This window comes from Pelagibius sp. (assembly GCF_028289705.1).
Classification (GTDB): domain Bacteria; phylum Pseudomonadota; class Alphaproteobacteria; order Kiloniellales; family Kiloniellaceae; genus Pelagibius.
Map to the genome: position 1 here is coordinate 1 of NZ_JANQOI010000093.1, position 18,413 is coordinate 18,413.

General features: G+C 67.7%; 16 protein-coding genes. 7 read left to right on the plus strand and 9 right to left on the minus strand.

What is annotated here, in order from left to right:
* Window positions 1-174 precede the first annotated feature (174 nt).
* From Q0996_RS12615 to Q0996_RS12640, 6 genes are all read right to left on the minus strand, one after another.
* Window positions 175-1,770, minus strand: a complete 1,596-nt coding sequence (locus Q0996_RS12615) for a gamma-glutamyltransferase family protein (RefSeq protein WP_299619940.1) — start codon at window positions 1,768-1,770, stop codon at window positions 175-177.
* 143 nt (window positions 1,771-1,913) lie between these two features.
* Window positions 1,914-2,912, minus strand: coding sequence for a sugar-binding transcriptional regulator (locus tag Q0996_RS12620; RefSeq protein WP_299619943.1), 999 nt, complete (start codon window positions 2,910-2,912; stop codon window positions 1,914-1,916).
* A gap of 9 nt (window positions 2,913-2,921) precedes the next feature.
* Window positions 2,922-3,731 carry an HAD-IIB family hydrolase gene (locus Q0996_RS12625; protein WP_322096702.1) on the minus strand — a complete coding sequence of 270 codons (810 nt, stop codon included), beginning with the start codon at window positions 3,729-3,731 and terminating at the stop codon, window positions 2,922-2,924.
* Window positions 3,728-4,543 carry a carbohydrate ABC transporter permease gene (locus tag Q0996_RS12630; RefSeq protein ID WP_299619946.1) on the minus strand — a complete coding sequence of 272 codons (816 nt, stop codon included), beginning with the start codon at window positions 4,541-4,543 and terminating at the stop codon, window positions 3,728-3,730. Before Q0996_RS12630 ends, Q0996_RS12625 begins: the two co-directional genes overlap by 4 nt.
* Window positions 4,540-5,424, minus strand: coding sequence for a carbohydrate ABC transporter permease (locus Q0996_RS12635; protein ID WP_299619949.1), 885 nt, complete (start codon window positions 5,422-5,424; stop codon window positions 4,540-4,542). Before Q0996_RS12635 ends, Q0996_RS12630 begins: the two co-directional genes overlap by 4 nt.
* A gap of 129 nt (window positions 5,425-5,553) precedes the next feature.
* Window positions 5,554-6,894, minus strand: coding sequence for an ABC transporter substrate-binding protein (locus tag Q0996_RS12640; protein WP_299619952.1), 1,341 nt, complete (start codon window positions 6,892-6,894; stop codon window positions 5,554-5,556).
* Between the two features lie 202 nt (window positions 6,895-7,096).
* On the opposite strand from Q0996_RS12640, the gene Q0996_RS12645 reads away from it, so the two are divergent.
* The 4 genes from Q0996_RS12645 to Q0996_RS12660 all read left to right on the plus strand — a co-directional run bounded on the left by Q0996_RS12645 (window position 7,097) and on the right by Q0996_RS12660 (window position 11,104).
* Window positions 7,097-8,164 (plus strand): ABC transporter ATP-binding protein, encoded by a 1,068-nt coding sequence (locus Q0996_RS12645; protein WP_299619955.1) that lies wholly within the window; start codon window positions 7,097-7,099, stop codon window positions 8,162-8,164.
* 28 nt (window positions 8,165-8,192) lie between these two features.
* Window positions 8,193-9,554 carry a sn-glycerol-1-phosphate dehydrogenase gene (locus Q0996_RS12650; protein WP_299619958.1) on the plus strand — a complete coding sequence of 454 codons (1,362 nt, stop codon included), beginning with the start codon at window positions 8,193-8,195 and terminating at the stop codon, window positions 9,552-9,554.
* A gap of 18 nt (window positions 9,555-9,572) precedes the next feature.
* Window positions 9,573-10,370, plus strand: coding sequence for an SDR family NAD(P)-dependent oxidoreductase (locus Q0996_RS12655; RefSeq protein ID WP_299619961.1), 798 nt, complete (start codon window positions 9,573-9,575; stop codon window positions 10,368-10,370).
* 170 nt (window positions 10,371-10,540) lie between these two features.
* A complete protein-coding gene (locus Q0996_RS12660; protein WP_299619964.1) occupies window positions 10,541-11,104 on the plus strand; it encodes a TIGR02281 family clan AA aspartic protease in 564 nt (187 codons plus the stop codon).
* 26 nt (window positions 11,105-11,130) lie between these two features.
* Here the strand turns inward: Q0996_RS12660 and Q0996_RS12665 are convergent, their stop codons facing one another.
* Window positions 11,131-12,543, minus strand: coding sequence for an amidase (locus Q0996_RS12665; protein ID WP_299619967.1), 1,413 nt, complete (start codon window positions 12,541-12,543; stop codon window positions 11,131-11,133).
* A gap of 224 nt (window positions 12,544-12,767) precedes the next feature.
* Between Q0996_RS12665 and Q0996_RS12670 the strand changes: the two genes are divergently transcribed.
* Window positions 12,768-13,088, plus strand: coding sequence for a hypothetical protein (locus Q0996_RS12670; RefSeq protein ID WP_299619970.1), 321 nt, complete (start codon window positions 12,768-12,770; stop codon window positions 13,086-13,088).
* Between the two features lie 122 nt (window positions 13,089-13,210).
* Window positions 13,211-14,458 carry an amidase gene (locus tag Q0996_RS12675; protein WP_299619973.1) on the plus strand — a complete coding sequence of 416 codons (1,248 nt, stop codon included), beginning with the start codon at window positions 13,211-13,213 and terminating at the stop codon, window positions 14,456-14,458.
* A 24-nt stretch (window positions 14,459-14,482) separates the two neighbouring features.
* Here the strand turns inward: Q0996_RS12675 and Q0996_RS12680 are convergent, their stop codons facing one another.
* Window positions 14,483-16,645, minus strand: a complete 2,163-nt coding sequence (locus Q0996_RS12680) for a PAS-domain containing protein (protein ID WP_299619976.1) — start codon at window positions 16,643-16,645, stop codon at window positions 14,483-14,485.
* Window positions 16,646-16,877: 232 nt separating this feature from the next.
* Complete coding sequence (locus tag Q0996_RS12685; protein WP_299619979.1) at window positions 16,878-17,393, minus strand: adenine phosphoribosyltransferase; 516 nt, start codon at window positions 17,391-17,393, stop codon at window positions 16,878-16,880.
* 240 nt (window positions 17,394-17,633) lie between these two features.
* On the opposite strand from Q0996_RS12685, the gene Q0996_RS12690 reads away from it, so the two are divergent.
* The coding region (locus tag Q0996_RS12690) for an aminotransferase class III-fold pyridoxal phosphate-dependent enzyme (RefSeq protein ID WP_299619982.1) at window positions 17,634-18,413 on the plus strand (780 nt) is incomplete at its 3' end.

The window sequence follows — 18,413 nt, forward strand, 5'->3', positions numbered from 1 at the left end:
GCGTCCGCGACGCGGCCCTGGCGCATATCTGCCCCGTCCCGAAGGGATCCGGCGCATTTGGCCCGCGGCCGCGTCGCTCCTCGTCGAATATGCTTGAGCATGTCCTTCCTCGTCGCTCCTAACCGCGGGCCAAATGCGCTCGGACCACAACGGTGAAATGAATCTCAACAGGCCCTAGCCCGTGACGACACGGGCGGTGCCACCGCGCCGTGGATCGCCGGCGGCGCTGAGGCTGCCGTCGGGGGCCCGGGCGACCCCGTGCACACCCCCGAAGAAGAGATTGTGGGCGGGCCAGTCGATGGCCTGAAAGCCGCGTTCGGCGATCAGCGCCGTGGCTCCCTCCGCCTGACCCTGCTCCAGATTGGCGACATCGAATTCCAGGTGCATCCGCGGTGCCGTGATGGCCGTCTCCAGGTCCATGCCGTGGTCCAGAAGATTGCTCAGCACCTGCAGGATGGCCGTGCGGATGCGGTTGGAACCGCCGGAGCCGATGGCGAAGAGGGAGCCGCGTTCCGTGCGGGCGAGGGTCGGCGACATCATGGAGGAGAGGCGGCTGTCGGTGGGCCAGCGGTGGAAGCCGCCGCGGTTAAGGTCCTCCTCGCCCAGCATGTTGTTCAGCAGAATGCCGCTGCCGGGCAGTTGCCGTCCGCAGCCCTCTCCGTTAGAGAGCGTCATGGCGGCCAGGTTGCCGGCGGCGTCGATGACGGAGATGTGAGTGGTGCCGCGGCTGAAGCTGGCCCGCCCGGCGACCTCGGCGGCGTAGCGCGCCAGCAGGGCGGGGTCGAACAGCCGCCGCGCTGCTGCGGCTTCCTCGGCTTCCCCGCTGGCGTCCTCCAGGCGGGCCTCGACCCGGGCCTTGTTGGTCAGTTCCATGACCCGCGCCATCAGCAGGAACCGCTCCTCGCTCTGCGGGTCCATGCGATGGATGGGCTCTTCTCCCAGAAGATTGAGTGCGAAGCCGATGAGGATACCGCCGCAGGAGGGCGGCGGGTTGGTCACCACCTCCGCCCCGCGATAGCGGCTGGCGAAGGGCTTGCGCCTGACCACCCGGTAGTCCGCCAGGTCCGCCGCGCTCAACTGCCCGCCGGCCTCTTCGCAGAGCGCCACAAGGTCCCGGGCGAAGTCGCCCTCGTAGAACAGGGTATCGCCTTCGCTGGCCAAGGCTTCCAGGCTGTCGGCCAGTTGCGGCTGGGTGAACGCCTGGCCGGCGGTCAGCAGTTTGCCGTCGGGCCCGGTAAAGAGGCCGCGCGAGCAGGCCTCCGCGGTCACGATGGGGGCGACGACCTGAAACAGATAGGCATCGATGAGGCGGACGGTCACACCCTCCCGCGCCAGCCGCACCGCCGGCTCCATGAGGCGCGTCATGGGCAGGCTCGCAAGGTCGCGCTGGATCGCGAAGAGGCCGCGCACTGCCCCCGGCGTGGCCATGGCGCCGAGGCCGATGTGGAACTCCTGGGTCGCGGTGCCGAAGTCCGCCAGGATCGGATAGAAGTCCAGGGCGTCCACCGGCCTGCGCTCTTTGGGGGTCTGCACGAAGAAATCGTAGAGCAGCGGATCGCCGCCGCTGGCCTGGGCCAGCAGGAAGCCGCCGCCGCCCAGGGAACAGAGCACCGGCTCGGCCACGGCGGCGGCGCAACAGGCGGCGATGACGGCATCGAAGGCGTTGCCGCCCTCGGCCAGGATCTCCTCCGCCGCGGCCGCGGTTGCCGGATGACCGCAGGCCACCGCCCCCAGAGCCCCGGCGGCTTGCCGTGATCCTTGCCCCGTCATGTGAAACCCCGTGCCCCTGATCCTCGTCCCGGCGCTTGCCGCCGGCTCTTCTTGTTGCCGGATTGGTCCGGCGCCCGGGCCACAGGGTGGGCCCTTTTCGCCCCCATGACAATGCCGCCGGTCGCCGGGTACGCGCGCAGCGTTCAGGCCCTGGCGCGGCCCTGGGCCTTCTCGCCGGCGGTCGCCAGGACGGCCTCGGCGGTGTCCTCGTCGGAGATGAAGACGTCGATGGCGCCGGTGCCGAGGGCGGCAGCCAGAATGGGGACCTTGTGTGCACCGCCGGCGGCGAGGATCACCGAGTTCATCTCGAAGAGGTCCCTGAGTCCGACGCCGATGACCCGGTCGTTGATGGGGTGGTCGATGGGCCGGCCCCGAGCGTCGAGGAACTGGCCGAGGATGTCGCCGACGGCGCCGGCTTCGATCAGCTCTTCGATGGCGATGTCGCCGGGCAGGCCGTCCTTCACCAGGATCGACTGGGCGCTGGTGTCGCCGGCGGCCATGGTCACCGCATCGAGGCGGCGGATCTTATCGAGGACCGCACGGAAGACGTCGAGGCCCATCAAGGTATCGCGGCTGTCCTTCGAGCCGGCATAGAGCGGTGCGGTGAAGTAACTGTGCTGGGCGCCGCAGAGGTCAGCGAGGCGGGTGGTGATCTCAAAGGTGTTGATGTCCGAGCCCTTGGTCATGCCGCCCATCATGGAGACGATCTCCAAATCCGGGCGCTGCACCGGCTCCATAAAGCGGGTGGCCAGGTTCAATGTGTTGCCCCAGGACATGCCGAACAGCTTGATTTCCGGGCTGGCCAGAATACGGGTCAGGTGGTGGCCGAGGGCCGTGCCGACGATGGTCTGCACGTTGGCCGGGTCGAAGGGGCTGGGCACGATGCAGGCCTCGGCCAGCCCGAAGCGCGCCTTCAGCCGCGCCTCCGCTTCGGCGCAGGAGCCGAAGGGCGAGTTGATGGAGACGCGGACGATGCCGAGGCGCCGGGCATCGCCCAGGGCCTTGTTGACCCTGAGGCGGGTCACCCCCAGGCGCTCGGCCACCGCGCCCTGGGTCAGCCCTTCGACGTAATAGAACCAGGCAACCCGCGCGAGGAAGCGCTCTTCCTCGTCGATCTGTAGGGTTTTGGACGCCCTCACCATGGCCGGCTCTTACGCATCGATCCGCTGCGCCGCCAGGATCGCCTCGGCGAGTTCCTGGAAGCCGGCGGCGGCGCGCTGTTCCGTCACCCAGGTCGGCGGCGCCGTCAAAGGGAAATCGCGCACGTTGGCGACGCCCACCGAATTCTCGAAATGGGCGAACATCGGCTGGTCGTTGGGGGAGTCGCCGGAGTAGGCGATCCGGGCCTTGTTCCGGTCCATGTCCAGGCCGAAGCAGTCCGCCAGGCAGCGCCGGGTCATTGTCAGCTTGTCGTAGCGGCCGAACCAGCCGTTGACGTGGATGGAACTGACCTTGGCGGTGGCGCCCGCCGCCTCGAAAAGGGCGACGATGCGCTCCACCTCTTCGAGGGGCAGGGGGTCGACGTCTTCGCAGAAGTCGATGGCGAGATCGGCGATACGGTAGTCCTGGTCGGAGGCGACGGCGGTGCCGGGCACCTCGGCCAGGATCTGGTCGCGCAGGCGGTCGAGGCGCCGGCGGTCTGCTTCGCGCTCCTCCCGGCTCTTGGCGAAGCCCTGGCGCATGCGCCGGGCCTTGCGGTCGTAGGCGAAGTAGAGGGCGCCGTTCTCCCCCACCACCGCGTCCACCGGCCACATGCGCGCGATGTGGTCGCACCAGCCGGCGGGCCGCCCGGTCACCGGGATCACCCGCAGCCCGGCGGCCGAGAGCCGCTCCATGGCCGCCAGGCTGGCGGCGGGCAGGGTGCCGTCCACGGTCACCGTGTCGTCGATGTCGGTGAGCAGGTAGCGCAGGGCGCGGCGGGCCTCGGCGGGGAACTCGGCAAGCGGGCGCATGGCGATCATTTCACCGCGCCCATGGTGAGCCCGCGCACGAGCTGCTTGGAGGCGATCAGCGCGAAGATGATCACGGGGATGACGATCAGTGTACTGGTGGCCATGATTTTTCCGTAAGGCAGGTTGTAACCCTCCATGAAGCCGACGGCGACAGCGGGCGCGGTCTTGGCCGCGGTGCGGGTCAGCACCAGCGCGAACATCAGCTCGTTCCAGGAGAAGATGAAGGAGAAGATCGCCGAGACCGCCACGCCGGGGGCGGCCAGCGGCAGGCAGATGGAGCGGAAGATGCGGAACTGGCTGGCGCCTTCCAAGACAGCAGCCTCGTCGAGCTCGCGCGGGATGGAGCGGAACTGGTCGGTGCAGATCCAGATCACGATGGGCAGGTTGAAGGTCAGATAGATCAGAATCAGGATGATGTGGGTGTCCAGCAGGCCGAAGAAGCGCACGATCAGGAAGAACGGCAGCGCCAGGACAATTGGGCTGACCATGCGGTTGGTGATGAACCAGAACCAGAGGTCGCGCTTGCCGCGGAACTCGAAGCGGGCCAGCGCATAGGCCGCCGGCGCGCCCAGCACCAATGCCAGTGCGGTGGTGCAGACGGCGACGATCAGCGAATTGATCAGGCTCGCCCCCACCTTGTCTTCGAACAGCACCTCGACGTAGTTGCCGAAGGTAGGCGTGAAGGTCCAGACCGGCGGCGAGGCCAGGGCCACCACCTGGTCCTTCAGGCTGGTGGTGACCATCCAGTAGAAGGGAAAGAGGCAGAAGAGGATGATCACCACCAGCAGCAGGATCTGGGGCAGCAGGCTGCGCATCGTCATTGCTGCACCTCCCGATAGATCAGCCGGATGTAGAGCTGGCTGAGCACGATGGTGATGATCAGTAGAATGATTGCCTGCGCCGAGGCGAGGCCCTGGTCGAAGACCCGGAAGCCGACCCGCTGGATCAGGAGGCTGATCAGTTCGGTGGAGGAGCCGGGGCCGCCGCGGGTCATGGTGAAGACCATGTCGAAGAGCTTCAGGGTGTCGGCGGTGCGCAGGATCAGGATCGCCGTGAGGCCGGGAATCAGGAAGGGAAGTTGGACGTGGCGCAGGATGGTCCACCACTTCTTGGTCTCAAGCCGCGCCGCCTCCTCGATCTCGCCGGGGACCATGGTGAGCCCCGCCAGCAGCACCAGGGCGCAGAAGGGCGTCCACTGCCAGACATCCCAGAAGGCAATCGCGATGAAGGCGTTGGTGGGATCGCCGATCCAGTTCACCGGGTCGAAGCCGAGGAAGCCGATGAGCTGGTTCACCACGCCGTACTTCAGATTGAACATGATCTGGCCCAGCAGGCCGACCACGGCATAGGTGGTGGCCATGGGCACCACCAGGGAGAGCCGGGTGAGGGTCTTCAGGAAACCGAGGCCCGGGCGGTGCAGCAGCAGGGCGATGCCCATGCCGAAGAGGATCTGCAGCGGCAGCACGATCACCAGCAGGGTCATGGTGCGCTGCATGGCGTCCCAGAACACCGGGTCGCTGAGCACCGTCTGGTAGTTCTCCAACCCCAGGAAGGGCGTGCGCCGCAGGTTGGTGAGCTGATACTTGTGAAGCGAGGTGTAGATCGCGAAGGCCAGCGGGACGATGCCGATGAGCGCGAGGCTCAGCACCGCAGGCCCGAGAAAGCCCAGCACGGTGAGCCGGCTAACGCCGCCTGACTTCATGATCGCTTTCCCTCTCCCCTGGGACTGAGGCCGTCCGGCGAGTCTAATCGAAGTCGAGCGAAACGAAAGCACGTCGAACCTCCGGCCGAGGGGGAACCCATCCGTTCCCCCTCGCCGCGAGGGTCTTGCTTACTGTGCGAGCGGTTTGTCGCCGGCGTAGTAGCCGGCGTCCTCCAGCACCGCTTCCATGCGCTTGCCGAGTTCGGCGGCGCCTTCCTCGATGCTCACGTCACCGAGCATGATCTTGGTGCCCCACTCCTGGACGATCTCGGTGATCTCCGGCCACTCGGCGAAGCGCGGGCGGAACTCCGGCACGCCTTCCTGCCAGGACTCCACCAGGGCTTCGACGTACTGATACTCCTCGGCCACGCCGGGCAGCTTGTAGACGCTCTGGCGCGCCGGCACGCCGCCCAGTTCCAGATAGCGCTTGGCGTTGGCCTTGGAGGTCACCCACTGGATGAAGAGATAGGCCGCGGCCTGCTCATCCGCGTCGGCCTGGCTGGCCACTGCCAGGGAGAAGCCGCCCAGCGCCGGCTTGCGCCCGGCCGGGCCCGTCGGCTCCGGCGCCACGCCGAAGCAATCGCCCAGTGTCGAGGTCTCCGGGCTGGTGAGGGTCGAATAGAAGGCCGACCACTCGGTGATCATGGCCACATCGCCCTGGGCCAGCGCGTTCACCGTTTCGGCATGGTCGTAGGCGACGATGCCTTCGGGCATGTACTGCATCAGGTCCTGGCGGAACTGCAGGCCGGCCTGGCTTTCGGCGCTCAGCAGGTTGGACTTGAACTTGTCGTCCAGGAAAGACCCGCCGAAGGGCCAGAGCATCCGCGCGAAGCTGTCGGCGGACTGGGTCTCATTGCGCTTGGACTGCAGGGCGAAGGCGTACTTGCCGTCCTTGGTCAGCGCCGGGCCGTAGACGTCCTTCAGTTCGGCCCAGGTCTTCGGCGGGCCGTCGAAGCCGGCGTCCTTCAGCATGCAGGAATTGTAGAACAGCAGGCCGGAATAGTTGTCGAAAGGCAGGCCATAGACCGTGCCGTTCCAGGCGCCGAAGGCGTTCAGCACCAGCGGGAAGAAATCATCGATGTCCAGCGCCGGATCGGCCAGGGCCGGATCGGAGGTGAACTTGTCCAGCGGAACGATCCATTCGTTTTCGGCGAAGTTGCCGATCCACACCAGATCGATCAGCGCGATGTCCAGATCGCCGCCGGCCACGAAGTCGCGCACCTGCTCGCCCAAGGCGTTCTCGTAGGGGTGCTTGATGATGTTGATCTTGATGCCGGTGGCTTCCTCGAACTCCGGCAGCATCTGCTCGGCCGCCTCATAGCCGGGGCGCAGCAGGAACACCACGTCGACCGTGGTTCCCGCATAGGGCTTGGCCGCTTCCTCCAGGGACCAGCCGAAAGCCGGCCCGGCGCTGAGCGACAGGCTCGCCGCGGCGCCAAGGGCCAGGCCACGAAATGTGGATTTCAGCATCACCAATTCCTCCCAATCATTGTTGTCTGGATCTGTTATCTGACGGCAACATACAAATGTCTAACAAGATTTACAAATGTTTTTATGCGTGCTAGCCAGTAGCCTCGCCCTGAAGGGCACGGCCATGTAGAACTCAGCAGGCCATGGCGGCCGGCCTGATCGCAGAGTCGGACGAAACGAGGGGACGACAAGGGAGGAAACGGTGGCGCGGGTCGCCTTTGCCAATGTCGACAAGTTCTATGGCGCGGTTCAGGCGCTGTCGGACGTGTCGCTGGACATCGAGGACGGCGAGTTCGTCGTCTTCGTCGGCCCCTCCGGCTGCGGCAAGTCGACCCTGCTGCGCGCCGTCGCCGGGCTCGAGCCGATCTCCGCCGGCGCCATTTTCATCGGCGAGGAGGAGGTGACCACCGTGGCGCCATCGGACCGCGGCGTGGCCATGGTGTTCCAGTCCTACGCGCTCTATCCCCACATGAGCGTGCGCGCCAACATGGAGTTCGGCATGAAGATCAACGGCGTCGCCACCGGCGAGCGCCAGGCGCGGGTGGCAGAGGCGGCGCGCATCCTGCAGCTCGAAGACCTGCTGGAGCGCAAGCCGGCGCAGCTTTCCGGCGGGCAGCGCCAGCGGGTCGCCATCGGCCGTGCCATCGTCAAGGAGCCGCGGGTCTTCCTCTTCGACGAGCCGCTGTCGAACCTCGACGCCAAGCTGAGGGTGCAGATGCGCGTCGAACTGGAGGCGCTGCACGAGCAGTTGGCGGCGACCATGATTTACGTGACCCACGACCAGGTCGAGGCCATGACCATGGCCGACAAGATCGTGGTGCTGAACGAAGGCCGGGTGGAGCAGGTGGGCCCGCCGCTGGAGCTCTATCACAGCCCGGCCACCGAGTTTGTCGCCGGCTTCATCGGCGCGCCCAGCATGAACTTCCTCGATGTGGCGCTTCAATCCGGTAGTGAGGGCGCGGAGGCCGCTTACGGCGACGTCAGGATCCCGTTGCCCGCCGCGGCGGCAAGCGGCGCCGCCCGTCTCGGCATTCGCCCGGAGCATCTGCGCCTGACCGATGCCGGTACCGGCACCCTCGACGCAAAGGTGCAGGTGGCCGAGGCCCTGGGCGGCGAAACCTATCTCTACAGCCGCACGGCCCAGGGCGACCGGCTGGTGGTGAAGGTCGACGGCGACACCAGCGTTGCCGCCGGCAGCACGGTGGGCCTGGACTTCGCCCGCGACCGGCTGCACCTCTTCGCCGGCGACGGCCGCAGCCTGCGTGCCTGACCTCCCGAAGCGAGCTGGCGAAGGAACCATGTCCGACTGGAAGCAGCAACTCGAAGAGATCGTCGCGCCCGCGGTCGCACGCTCCCGCCATGTCGATGAGATCGTGGTGGACCGCGGCGCCCTGGCGCGCACGGCGGAGGTTTTCGGGCGCAACTTCGCTGATGTGAAGAAAGCCTATCTGGTGGCCGACGAGAACACCTTCGGGGTTGCCGGCGGGGAGGTCGAGGATCGCCTCACCGCTGCCGGCGTCTCGGTGGAGACGCTGATCCTGCCGGCGGCGCCGCGCCCCAAGCCGACGCGCGAACTGGCCGAGGAGATCCGCCAGGCCTGGCAGGCGGCCGCGCCCGAAGCCGTGCCGGTCGCGGTGGGATCGGGCGTGGTCAACGATCTGGTCAAATACGGCGCGTTCTTCGAGAACCGGCCCTACCTCTGCGTCGCGACCGCCGCCTCCATGGACGGTTATGCCAGTTCCGGCTCGCCGCTGGTGGACCAGGGCTTCAAGCAGACCATCGAGTGCGTCCCGCCGCGCGCCATCGTCGCCGACCTCGACATCATCGTCGACGCCCCGGCGGAGATGACCGGCTGGGGCTTCGGCGACCTGGCGGGCAAGGTGCCGGCGGGCGCCGACTGGATGCTGGCCGACGCGCTGGGCATCGAGTCCATCGACGACGTGGCCTGGCCGCTGGTGCAGACGCCCCTGCGCGGCTGGCTGGCCCAGGCGGGGGGGCTGAAGACCGGCGACGCGGGGGCCACCGCCGGGCTTTTCGCCGGGCTCACGGTCACGGGTCTGGCCATGGAGTTCTACCGCTCCTCCCGCCCGGCCTCCGGCGCCGACCATCAGATCGCCCACATCTGGGAGATGGAGAACCATCATCACCGCGGCGAGCGTGTCTCCCACGGCGCCTGCGTTGCGCTCGGCTGCATGACCGTTCTGGCCTACTTCGACTGGCTGCTCGAACGCGATCTCAGTCAGTTGGATATCGAGGCGGCGCTTGCCGCGCGCCCGCACCCGGAGGTGACCAGGTCCGCCGTGCGGCGGGTCTTTCCCGACACCGCGGTGGCGGCCAAGGCGCTTGCCGAGACGGAAGCCAAGACCCTGACTCCCGCCGCCCATGCGGAGCGCCTGAAACAGATCGTCGCGCTCTGGCCGGCGCTGCGCCCGCGCCTGCAACAACAGGTGATGCCGGCCGAGGAGATGCGCGCGCTGCTGATCGCCGCCGGGGCGCCGACCCGGGCGACCGACATCGGCATCACCGGCGAACATCTCCGGGCGACCGTGGAGCGGGCGCGCTTCCTGCGCCGGCGCTACACCGTCCTGGATCTGCTGGCCGACACCGGGCTCCTGGAGAGCGCCACCGAGGCGGTCTTCGCCGACGGCAAGCTGCACTGAAGTCGAGAGGGAGGGGAGATGACAGCGGACCAAAAGGACGCCCAGAGCGGCACCTGGACCGAGCGCTTCTCCCTCACCGGCAAGCGGGCGGTGGTGACCGGTGCCTCCAAGGGGATCGGCTTCGAGATCTGCTCGGTCTTTGCGGAAGCCGGCGCCGACATCGTCGCCGTGGGGCGCGATCAGGCGGGTCTCTCGGAGGCGGTGGCCGCGGTGGAGGGCAAAGGCCGGCGCTGCCTTGCCGTATCCGCCGACCTGGCGACCGTCGAGGGCCCTCAGGAAGCGGCTGCGCAGGCCCTCGATTTCTTCGGCACCGTCGACATCCTGGTGAACTGTGCGGGGATCGCCCTGGTGGCGCCGATCCTGGAGGCGCGGATAGAGGACTGGGACAAGACCATGGCGGTCAACCTGCGCGCGCCCTTCCTCATGGCCCAGGCGCTGGCGCCGGGCATGATCGCCCAGCGCGCCGGCAAGATCGTCAACGTCTCCTCCCAGACCGGGGTCATCGCCGTCGACGACCACGCGGCCTACGCCGCCTCCAAAGGCGGGCTGAATGCCCTCACCAAGTCCATGACCGCCGAATGGGCGCGGCACAACATCCAGACCAACGCCATCTGCCCGACGGTGATCCTGACCCCCATGGGCCATCAGGTCTGGGGCGAGCCCGCCAAGGGCGAACCCATGCTAGCCAAGATCCCCCTCGGCCGTTTCGGGCAGCCGGTTGAGGTGGCCGACCTCGCCCTCTACCTGGCCTCGCCCGCGTCCGACCTGATGTGTGGCGCCGTCCTGATGCTCGAAGGTGGCTACACCGCGTTGTGACGGGGTAACGCTGTAACGCGCTGAAAGCTGGACGAAAGTCCCCCAAGAGCGCCGCTTCCGCCGGGCAGGGCTTAACCAGAAAGCTAAGAGAAGCCTTAACCCGCACTTCTCACCATTGTGACCCATCGCTGACTTTCACCGGGCCGACGACCCGGCGGAAAGGAGTCACCATGGCCGAATATCGCGATGCGGGGGTTGAGACTACGGGCCTGCTGAGACAGACGCTGCGCCTGGCCGGCGGCATCGTCGTCGTGGGCCTGGCGGTCGTCTTCCTGCTGGACAGTGAGGAACGCGGCACCGGCCAGGACGGACTTTCGGTGAGTGTACCGGCCGTCCCGACAGATACCGACGCCACCCAGTCCGTGACCTCGGAACTGGTGCTAAAGGCCGGTGCCCATGGCCACTTCATGGTGGACGCGTGGGTCAACGGCGAGCAGTTGCGCTTCCTGGTGGACACCGGGGCCAGTGCGATCTTTCTCACGCCCCAGGATGCGCTGACTCTCGGCTGGCCGCCGGAGCGGCTGGATTTCTCGCAGCGCTTCGAGACCGCCAACGGCGAGGTGCGTGCCGCGCCGGTGATCCTGCGCAGTTTGCGCATCGGACAGTTGGAGTTCTACGACCTGCCGGCCTCGGTGGGCGAGGCACCGGGCTCGGTTTCGCTGCTCGGGATGTCGTTCCTGAAGCGCTTCGACAGCTACCAGGTGCGCGGCGACACCCTGATCCTCACCTGGTAGGTGCCACCCAACTTCTTCACCCCGGGCTATTCGGCCAGGGTGGTTGCAAGGTCCGGGAAAGCCCAGGGATGGGCGGCTTCGAAGGCGCGGGAGGCGCGCAGCACCAACGCGTCGCCGTAGCGCGGTCCGACGATCTGCAGGCCCACCGGTAAGCCCTTGGAGGTGAGCCCGCAGGGCAGGGAGGCCGCCGGCTGCTGGGTCAGGTTGAAGGGGTAGGAGAAGGGCGTCCAATCCGGCCAGCGCTCCATGCCGCTATCTTTCGGAACCTCCAGACCCGCCTCGAAGGCGGTCATCGGCAGGCTCGGGGTCAGCAGCAGGTCATAGTCACCATGGAAACGGTTCGCCGCCACCGTCAGGGCTTCGCGCCGCGAGACCGCCGCGAGGTAGTCGAGCAGGCTGTAGCCGGCGCCCTCCGCCGCGATCTCTCGGAAGCCGGGGTCCATCTGCTGCTGGGCCTCGGCATCGAAGCGCCGCATCAGGTTCGCCGCCCCGGCATACCAGAGGCAGCGAAAAACCGCGTCCGCGCCGGAGAGGTCGGGCTCGGCGATCTCCACCGTGGCCCCGAGCTCGGCGAAGGACCAGGCCGCCTTGGCGACCAGCGCCGCCACTTCGGGATCGACCTGATGCCCGCCCAGACTGGGGGAATAGGCAATACGCAGGCCCTCGACGCCGTCGTCGAGGCCTTGGCTGTAGTCGCCGCCGTCGTAGGGCAGGCCGTGGGCATCCCGGGCGTCGGGTTCGGCGATCACGGTCAGCAGCAGGGCCGCGTCGGCGACACTGCGGGTCATGGGCCCGATGTGGGACACCGTCCCGAAGGGACTGAGCGGATAGGCGGGCACCCGCCCGAAGGAGGGCTTGAGGCCGTAGATGCCGGTGAAGCCGGCGGGAATGCGCACCGAACCGCCGCCGTCGGTGCCGAGGGCGAGGGGCCCCATGCCGCTGGCGACGGCCGCCGAGGCGCCGCCGCTGGAGCCGGCCGGCGTGGTCGCCGGGTTCCAGGGGTTGCGGGTGATCCCGTCCAGGGGCGAGTCGGTTACGCCCTTCCATCCGAACTCCGGCGTGGTGGTCTTGCCCAGCAACACGGCGCCGTGTTCTTTCAGGCGGGCCACGGCAGGGGCGTCTTCGTTCCAGTCCTGATCCGCTGCCGTTGCCTTGGAGCCGCGCAGGGTCGGCCAGCCTTCGGTCAGCAGGATGTCCTTGATCGACACCGGGCAGCCGTCCAGGCGGCCCCGTGGCACGCCCAGGCGCCAGCGCTCCTCGGAGGCCCGTGCCGCCTCCAGTGCCGCCTCCGGATCGACCAGGTTGAAGGCATTCAGGCGCCCATTGTGGCGGTCTATGCGATCGAGGGCGGCCTGCGTCGCCTCGACGGGGGAAAGGCTGCCCTCGCGGTAGCGCTCCAGGAGGGCGTCGGCCGTCAGCATTGCGATCTCGTTGCTCATGGATCCTCTCTGCACCCTCTGTCTCATGCGGATTTCCCGCGCCTGCAGGCCCGGCGATTTCTTGCATGCCCTGCGGCGGTCTGTCGAGGGGCGCGCACGCCCCGGGGCCTTGCGAATTTGTTGCCCGAAACTGGCCACTTTTCGCGTATAGATTAGCGAAAGACGGACTCTGGCCCCCGCGCGAAGCCGCCGGTTTCCGCGGGGTCCCGCACTGGAGCATTGCTATGCGCGCTTCCCGAAAGGCCTTCATTCCCGCCGCCTTGGCGACCGCGATCCTCTTCGCCGGCGGTCTCGTGCTGGTTCCCTGCGGCCCGGCCCGGGCCAGCGAGCCCAAAAGCGAATTGAGCCCGGGCGAGGACACCCCGGGCGAGTTGGCGCGCGAAGGCATCGAACAGATGATGCGCGCGCTGAGGCTGCTGGTGGACAGCATCCCGCAGTACGAACTGCCGGAGATGCTGGAGAACGGCGATATCATCATCCGGCGCCGGAACCCCGAGGCGCCGCAACGTCCGGCAGAGCCGGAGATTGACGAGACAGCCACGTAGCGGGTCCAATTCAAGACAAGCAATGTGCCGCACTGTCGGGGTGCGGCAGAGGCCGGGCCGGTGGGGCCGGTTCCCGGGCACCGGGCCTGTCACGCCGACCGGTCGAGAGAGGGGAAGATGTCATGAGCGATCGCGATCCTTTTGCCGCGCTTGATGCGGGCCGGCCCGCCTGGGACGCGTTGGGGGCTTTCGTTCCGGCCCCGCAACCGGAGATCGCCGGCGCCGACGCGGGGCCCCTGGCCGGGCTTCGCTTTGCCGCCAAGGACATCTACGACATCGCGGGCTTCGTCACCGGCTGCGGCAATCCGGACTGGGCGCGCACCCACGCGCCCGCCGGCGACCATGCGCCGGTCGTCAAGTGGCTTCTGGAAGCCGGTGCCAGCCTGGTCGGCAAGACCATCACCGACGAGCTGGCGTTCAGCCTCAACGGCCAGAACTTCCACTACGGAACGCCGACCAACGTGAACGCGCCGGGCCGCATCCCCGGCGGGTCCTCCTGCGGCTCCGCCTCGGCGGTGGCCGGCGGCCTGGTGGATACCGCGCTCGGCAGCGATACCGGCGGGTCGGTGCGCATCCCGGCGAGCTATTGCGGTGTCTTCGGCTTGCGGCCGACCCACGGGCGGATTTCCCTGGAGGGGGTGATGCCGCTGGCGCCCAGCTTCGACACCGCCGGCTGGTTCACGCGCGATGCGCAGCTCCTGCGCCGCGTCGGCGAGGTCTTGCTGGGCGAGCCCAAGGGCGATGAGGCGCGCTGGCGGCGGCTGATCCTGGCGGAGGACGCCATGGCCCTGGCGAAGGGGCCAGTGCAGGAGGCGCTCGCGCCGCTGGTCGCGGGGCTGGAGCAGCGTATCGCACCGGCCGAGCGGGCGCAGGTCGCCGGGGCGGACCTGAGCCTCGAAGACTGGATGTGGCACTTCCGCCACCTTCAGGCGCGGGAGATCGTCGCTACGCTCGGGGCCTGGATCGCCGAGACCAATCCGTCCTTCGGCCCCGAGATTCAGGAGCGCTTCGACTGGGCGCACAGCATCCGCGAGGAGCAGGCCGAGGAGGCCCGGCCGTTGCGGGAGAGCTTTGCCGAAGCGCTGAAGACCTTGCTCGGCGAGGATGCCCTTTTGATCATGCCGACCGCGCCCGGCATCGCACCGCGCTGCGATGGCGATGCGGAAGCGCTGCGTGCCCACCGCACCGCCGTCTTGAGCCTCACCAGCATCTCCGGCCTGTCCCGCCTGCCGCAAGTCTCCCTGCCCCTGGCGCGGGTCGAGGGCTGTCCGGTCGGGCTTTCCCTGATGGGCCCCGCGGGCAGCGATGCCGACCTGCTCGCCTTCGCCGAAGCGCTCTGTCACAGCGACGAGGAGAGCGCGGCGCTCTGACGAAACGCAGCGGCGCGCCCGGGATCAGGCCGCGTCGACGATCTTGCTGCTGACCCGGTCCAGCGGCAGGTGGACGGTGATGCGGGTGCCGCTTCCCAGGGTGCTTTCCAGAACCAGCTCGCCGTCGTGTACTTCGACCAGGGCACGGCAGAGCGGCAGGCCGAGCCCGGTCCCCTCGTGCTTGCGGCTGAGCCCCGATTCCACCTGGGTGAAGGGCTCCAGCATGCGGGCCTGATCCGCCTCGGCAATGCCGATGCCGTCGTCGACCACGGCAAAGCCCGCGGCTTCGCCGGGGCTCGCCCAGGCCTTGACGACCACCTTGCCCCCGGGCGGAGTGAACTTCACGGCGTTGGAAAGCAGATTGATGAGGATCTGCTTCAAGCGGCGCTGGTCGGCGCGCACGTAGGCCAGGGGCGCGGTGAATTCGGTCTTCACGGTGATCGAGTTCTCCCGCGCCCGCGGCCCGATGAGCCTGAGGCCGGAGCCGATCACGTCGCGCAGGTCGACCTCCTCCTCGTAGAGCTCGACCATCCCGGCCTCGGATTTCGAGACGTCCAGGATATCGTTGATGATGGTCAGCAGATGGCTGCCGCTTTCGTGAATGTTCTGGACATACTCGCGATAGTTCTCGTGGCCGACGGGCCCGAACACCTGTTGGGTCATCAGCTCCGAGAAGCCGATGATGGCGTTCAGCGGCGTGCGCAGTTCATGGCTCATGGTGGCCAGGAACTCGCCCTTGGTGCGGTTGGCGAACTCCGCGGCTTCCTTGGCGCGGAGCAGTTCCTGCTCGGCTTCCTTGCGCTCGGTGACATCGCTCAGCGAACCGGAAAGACGGTGGACGCGCCCGCGCTTGTCGCGCAGCCCCAGGCCGCGCAAATGCACCCAGCGGTACAGCCCGTCGTCGCCGCGCATGCGGTACTCGTCGTCGTAGTAGTCGGACTCGCCACGCAGATGATCGTGCAGGCGCTGGCGCATGCTGGGGAGGTCTTCCGGATGCACCCGTCCGTACCATTCCGCCGGCGTGATGGTTGGCCCGAAGCTATGGGTGCGGGTGATCTCCCGCAGGCGGCGGGAGACGTAGATGCCCATGGTCTCGTCGCCCCATTCCCAGATGCCTTCGTTGGCACCCTTCAGCGCCAGCGCATAGCGCTGCTCGCTCTTGCGCAGGGCCGCTTCGATCTTCTTGGTCTCGGTGATGTCGGTGTAGACCATGACGTAACCGCCGCCGGTGAGCTGTCGCGTGCGCATCTCCAACACCGTCCCGTCCGGGCGCACGCGCTCCACGCGAAACTGCAGGTTGTCGGTGAGGATGCGGGTGCGTTGTTCCACGACCTGTTCGATGTCGCCGCTGCCGTATTCGCCGCGCGCGGCGTTGAAGCGGACCAGCTCCTGGAAGGAGATGTCGCGCTGCAGCAGCTCCATCGGCAGGCTCAGCAGCTTGGACAGCTCCTTGTTGAAGGCGATGAGCCGCAGGTTTGCATCGAAGATGCACACGCCGACCGGAATGTTCTCGATGATCGCCGTGACCAGCTGCGACTTGTTGTCGGCGATCCGCTCGGCAGAGGTCTTGGCGCTCTGCAGCGCGTCCTGCACTGCGAAAATCATGCAGATCATGCAGAGCAGAATGAGGCCGGTGTGCAGAATGACGCGCCAGTCGCCGTCGGGATTGAGGGCAGGCATCGTCGGATCCAACAGGCCGCGCAGCAACTCCGTCAGAAGATAGGTCGCGAAGACCAGCAGCGGCCCGGCGCAGATGATGGAGATCGATTGCTTCTGGCTGCGGTAGCGATGCCAGAACAGAAAGCCGGCCAGGCCCACGGCGGCGATGGCCCCGCTGCGCAGCGCCAGGAACACGACCAGCGGCACCTCGGGATAGATGGCGCAACTGGCGGTGCCGATGAAGACCACGGTGACCGCAAGGAGAAGCGGTCGCAGGTAGGTGCGGTAGCCGAGGAAGCTGAGGGTGCCGCCCAGCAGCAGGAAAGCGATGATCGCCTGGCCGCCCTCGTGAATGGCCTCGAAGCAGTCCGGGAAGAACCAGCTTGAAAGGGACAGGGCGGCCAGTTCCAGCGCCTTCAGCGCAAGGCTGGCGGACCACCACTTGAGCGCCGGCGTCCTGTCCTGCCGTTGGCTTGGGGTCCAGGCCATCACGGCCAGCATGGCGGGGGCCATGGCCGTAATCAGCATCACCGCTGCAAATGAGAAAGTGGTCTCCCCGGCAGGCATGAATGCTTTGGACCCCAACAACAGATCGCCCGACCGCGCCCGCCCGGGCCGGGGATTCGCTCCCGGAGGCCGCGGAGGGCCTACGTCCGGCCGAAAAGGCGCAAGATGACTGATACCCCAGGAGGGTTAACCGATTCTAAAGGAATGCCGGCCGGGGTCGCCCTTCGATTGAACTGGCGGCGATGTCGAAAAGCTACTGGTCGTAAGGCAGGAGGGTGGTGATGGGAATGTCGAGCTTCTCGCGCCCCTGCAGGAACGTCAGTTCGACGATGCAGGCCGCGCCGGTCACCTCCGCCCCCGTGGAGCGGAATAACTGGGCGGCGGCATTCATGGTGCCGCCGGTGGCCAGCAGGTCGTCGACCAGGAAGACCTTCTGCCCGGGCTGCACGGCGTCCGCCTGGATCTCGATGGTGTCGCTGCCGTATTCCAGATCATAGGTGTAGGGCACGGTGGGACCGGGCAGCTTGCCCTTCTTGCGGACCATCACGAAGCCGAGGTTCAGCCTGAGGGCGAGAGGGGCGGCGACCAGGAAGCCGCGCGATTCGATCCCGGCCAAGACGTCGGGCTGGTGCTCGCTCACCACGGCGGCCAGGCGTTCCACAGTCGTCTGCCAGGCATCGGGATGCGCCAGCAGCGGGGAGATGTCGTAGAAGAGGATACCGGGGCTCGGAAAGTCCGGAATCGAACGGATGTGTTCCTTGAGGTCCATACTCCTGCCGCGCCCCCTCGTCGCCTTGGCCTGTATCCGCTGTCCGCCCCGGCCGACCCGTTCCCCCGGATCCGGCTTTGCGGGGCGCGCCATCCTACTGGCCCTCTTTGCCGGAAACAACGCTCGCCCGGACCATGGGCCGGGGAATCGTTCGTGATCTCTCGTTTCAAGGCTTGCCCGCGCCGCTTTCCCGGAGTCACAACTAGCAGCTCAAGAGCCGTCCACTGAAAGCCCCCAACGATGCAGTCCAAGAGCTACGTCTTTCCCCGTCACTGCGCCACGCGCTACCCCACGGCCGTTGCGGGGGAGGGCGCCTATCTGATCGACAGCGAGGGGCGCCGCTATCTCGATGCTTCGGGCGGTGCCGCGGTGTCCTGCCTTGGCCATGGCCATCCGGCCGTCGTCGAGGCGATCAAGGACCAGGTCGACCGCCTGGCCTATGCCCACAGCGCCTTCTTCGCCACCGAAGCTTCTGAGGCGCTGGCCGAGCACCTCGTGACCCGGGCGCCGGAGGGCATGGCGCGGGTCTACTTCGTTTCGGGCGGATCGGAAGCCAACGAGACCGCTCTGAAGCTGGCCCGCCAGTACCATCTGGAGCGCGGCCAGCCGCAACGCCACCGCTTCATCGCCCGCCATCAGAGCTATCACGGCAACACCCTCGGCGCACTTTCGATCGGCGGCAATGCGGCGCGGCGGGCGCCTTTCGACCCCCTGCTGATGCCGAGCAGCCACATCGCCCCCTGCTATGCCTATCGCCACCAGCACCCGGACGAAACCGAGGAGGCCTATGGCCGGCGCGCCGCCGATGCCTTGGAAACCGAGATCGAGCGGCTGGGCCCGGAAACCGTGGCCGCGTTCATCGCCGAGCCTGTGGTCGGGGCGACGGCCGGGGTGGTGCCGCCGGTGCCCGGATACTTCAAACGCATCCGCGAGATCTGCGACCGCCACGGCGTGCTGCTGATCCTCGACGAGGTGATGTGCGGCATGGGGCGCACCGGCAGCCTCTATGCCTGCGAGCAG